Below are 3,390 nucleotides of genomic sequence, written 5' to 3' on the forward strand. Positions count from 1 at the left end.
GGCACGGGCGACTTCTTCCACTGGCATGGCCGCGTACTTGGCGAAGATCGGGCCGAACCTGGCGTCGGCCTTGTCCATTTCCTTCTGCCACTCATTGACCCCGGTCCAGCCGTTGTCATAGCCCGGCAGGATGCCTTTCCAGTTGCCCAGGCCCGGATAGAGGATCAGGTAGCCCACCGAGAACACCAGGGTGCCGACGAACAGCCAGAACCACCACTTGGGCAGCGGGTTGTCGTATTCCTCGATGCCATCGAAGCTGTGCCCCATGGTCTGGTCGGTGGTGTCGTTGGCCTGGCCCTTGCGGGTCGACAGCAACAGCCAGGTGAGGCCGATCAAGCTGCCGATGGTCAGTACGCTGATGTACGTACTCCAGAACGTGGTCATTGCCCGGAACTCCTCTTGGCAGCAGGTGCCTGCCCGGCAGGGGGCAGGTGGTCGTCGACGAAGGGCAGCAGGCGCGCTTCGGCGAAATCACGGTCGCGGCGGCGGTTGAATACCCAGAGCGAGAGGCCGATGAAGGCGATCATCACCACCAGGGTACCCAGGCCACGGATCATGCCGATGTCCATGTCCATCGCAGTTACCTCTTGTTCTTGATCGCGGTGCCGAGCACCTGCAGGTAGGCGACCAGCGCGTCCATCTCGGTCTTGCCCTTGACCGCGTCACGGGCACCGGCGATGTCCTCGTCGGTGTACGGCACGCCGAGGGTGCGCAGGGTGCGCAGCTTGGTCTCGGTGTGGCTGTTGTCGACCTGTTCGGCGACCAGCCACGGGTAGGATGGCATCTTCGACTCAGGCACCACGTTGCGCGGGTTGTACAAGTGCGCGCGGTGCCAGTCGTCGGAGTAGCGCCCGCCCACGCGGGCCAGGTCCGGGCCGGTGCGCTTGGAGCCCCACAGGAACGGGTGGTCCCACACGCTTTCCCCGGCTACCGAGTAGTGGCCATAGCGTTCGGTCTCGGCACGGAACGGGCGGATCATCTGCGAGTGGCAGCCCACGCAGCCTTCGCGGATGTAGATATCGCGGCCTTCCAGTTGCAGCGCGGTGTAGGGTTTCATGCCTTCGACCGGCTTGTTGGTGACGTCCTGGAAGAACAGCGGGACGATCTGGGTCAGCCCGCCGATGCTGACGGCAAACACCATCAGCAGCGCCATCAGGCCGATGTTTTTCTCGATGACTTCGTGTTTCATCAGGCGTGTCTCCTCAGGCCAGCTGGGCGTTCGCAGGGGCGGCGTCAGTGGCCGGCGCGCGTACCGTGCGCCAGGTGTTCCAGGCCATCAGGAACATGCCACTGAGGAAGATCGCACCGCCGACGAAGCGCACGATGAAGCCAGGGTGGCTGGCCACCAGGGTTTCGACGAACGAGTAGGTGAGCGTGCCGTCGCTGTTGACCGCGCGCCACATCAGGCCCTGGGCGATGCCGTTGACCCACATCGAGGCGATGTACAGCACGGTGCCGATGGTCGCCAGCCAGAAGTGCGCGTTGATCAGGCCGATGCTGTGCATCTGCTCTTTGCCGAACACTTTCGGGATGGTGTGGTACAGCGCGCCGATCGAGATCATCGCCACCCAGCCGAGGGCGCCGGCGTGGACGTGGCCGATGGTCCAGTCGGTGTAGTGCGACAGGGCGTTGACCGTCTTGATGGCCATCATCGGGCCTTCGAAGGTGGACATGCCGTAGAACGCCAGCGACACCACCAGGAAGCGCAGGATCGGGTCGCTGCGCAACTTATGCCAGGCGCCGGAGAGGGTCATCATGCCGTTGATCATGCCGCCCCAGCTCGGTGCCAGGAGGATCAGCGACATCACCATGCCCAGCGACTGCGCCCAGTCGGGCAGCGCGGTGTAGTGCAAGTGGTGCGGGCCGGCCCAGATGTACAGGGTGATCAGCGCCCAGAAGTGCACGATCGACAGGCGATAGGAATACACCGGGCGCTCGGCTTGCTTGGGTACGTAGTAGTACATCATCCCCAGGAAGCCTGCGGTCAGGAAGAAGCCCACCGCGTTGTGGCCGTACCACCACTGGACCATGGCATCGGTGGCGCCGGCATAGACCGAGTACGACTTGGTCAGGCTGACCGGCAGCGCGAGGTTGTTGATGATGTGCAGCATCGCCACGGTCAGGATGAATGCCCCGAAGAACCAGTTGCCGACGTAGATATGCTTGGTGTTGCGCTTCATCAGCGTGCCGAAGAACACGATGGCGTAGCAGACCCAGACGATGGTGATCAGGATGTCGATCGGCCATTCCAGCTCGGCGTATTCCTTGGAGCTGGTGTAGCCCAGCGGCAGGCTGATGGCCGCGAGCAGGATCACCAGTTGCCAGCCCCAGAAGGTGAACGCGGCCAGTTTTGGTGAGAACAGGGTGGTCTGGCAGGTGCGTTGCACCGAATAATACGAAGTGGCGAACAGTGCACAGCCGCCGAAGGCGAAGATCACCGCATTGGTATGCAGGGGGCGCAGGCGGCCGAAGCTGGTCCAGGGGAGGTCGAAGTTGAGGGACGGCCAGGCGAGCTGGGCGGCGATGAAAACGCCGAGCCCCATCCCGACGATTCCCCACACCACCGTCATGATGGCGAATTGGCGGACCACCTTGTAGTTGTAGGCGGTACTGCTGGTTGTGTTCATGTATGGGTTCCCATCCACGGTTATTGGCAGGCTATAGAGCGAGGCAAGCATGATTAATGGGCAAAGTGCCGGTATTGACGGGGATCAATGGGCGAAGGTCGGAAATGTCCCAGGCTTGCGCTGCGATCCTCCGCAAATTCAAGGGGATGAGGGCTACAAAGGCTGCCTGATCCTGGCCCACGGCGCCGGTGCGCCGATGGACAGCGGATTCATGAACGAGATGGCGCAAAGGCTTGCGGCGCTTGGGGTAGGGGTGATTCGCTTCGAGTTCCCGTACATGGCCGAACGCCGTGTGAATGGTGGCAAGCGGCCGCCCAATCCGCAGAGGGTTCTGCTGGAGTGCTGGCGCGAGGTATACCGGCAGGTGCGACCTTTGGTCGCGGGCACATTGGCCATTGGCGGCAAGTCCATGGGCGGGCGCATGGCCAGCCTGGTGGCGGACGAGCTTGAGGTGGATGCACTGGTTTGCCTGGGGTATCCGTTCTATGCAGTGGGCAAGCCGGAGAAGCCCAGGGTCGAGCACCTGGCAGAGCTGAAGACGCCGACCTTGATCGTGCAGGGCGAGCGCGATGCGCTGGGTAATCGTGAGGCGGTGGCGGGGTATGCGCTGTCACCGGCGATCGAGGTGAGCTGGCAGGTGGCGGGGGATCATGACCTGAAGCCGTTGAAGGCTTCGGGGTTCAGCCATGCCCAGCATATGCAGGCGGCGGCCCAGCAGGTGGCGGAATTCTTGTTGAAATAGTGCTGGCCTCTTCGCGGGGCA

General features: G+C 63.0%; 5 protein-coding genes. 1 reads left to right on the plus strand and 4 read right to left on the minus strand.

Going from position 1 to position 3,390, the window contains the following annotated elements; all coding sequences use genetic code 11:
• The 4 genes from NP534_RS26275 to ccoN all read right to left on the minus strand — a co-directional run.
• On the minus strand, positions 1-384 hold a 384-nt coding region (locus NP534_RS26275), incomplete at its 3' end, for a cbb3-type cytochrome c oxidase N-terminal domain-containing protein (protein WP_274100665.1).
• On the minus strand, positions 381-575 hold the full coding sequence (locus NP534_RS26280) for a cbb3-type cytochrome oxidase subunit 3 (protein WP_033699341.1): 195 nt from the start codon (positions 573-575) through the stop codon (positions 381-383). The genes NP534_RS26275 and NP534_RS26280, both read right to left, overlap by 4 nt.
• 5 nt (positions 576-580) lie before the next feature.
• On the minus strand, positions 581-1,189 hold the full coding sequence (gene ccoO, locus NP534_RS26285) for a cytochrome-c oxidase, cbb3-type subunit II (protein ID WP_274100666.1): 609 nt from the start codon (positions 1,187-1,189) through the stop codon (positions 581-583).
• A gap of 13 nt (positions 1,190-1,202) precedes the next feature.
• Complete coding sequence (ccoN, locus tag NP534_RS26290; RefSeq protein ID WP_274100667.1) at positions 1,203-2,627, minus strand: cytochrome-c oxidase, cbb3-type subunit I; 1,425 nt, start codon at positions 2,625-2,627, stop codon at positions 1,203-1,205.
• A 49-nt stretch (positions 2,628-2,676) separates the two neighbouring features.
• Here ccoN and NP534_RS26295 point away from each other — a divergent pair, with 49 nt between their 5' ends.
• The gene (locus NP534_RS26295) at positions 2,677-3,369 is read left to right on the plus strand and encodes an alpha/beta family hydrolase (protein ID WP_274100668.1); all 693 of its coding nucleotides are present in this window, start codon (positions 2,677-2,679) and stop codon (positions 3,367-3,369) included.
• The last annotated feature ends 21 nt before the right edge of the window (positions 3,370-3,390 follow it).

Origin of the sequence: Pseudomonas sp. 39004 (assembly GCF_028682155.1) — a bacterium.
Lineage (GTDB): Bacteria > Pseudomonadota > Gammaproteobacteria > Pseudomonadales > Pseudomonadaceae > Aquipseudomonas > Aquipseudomonas capeferrum.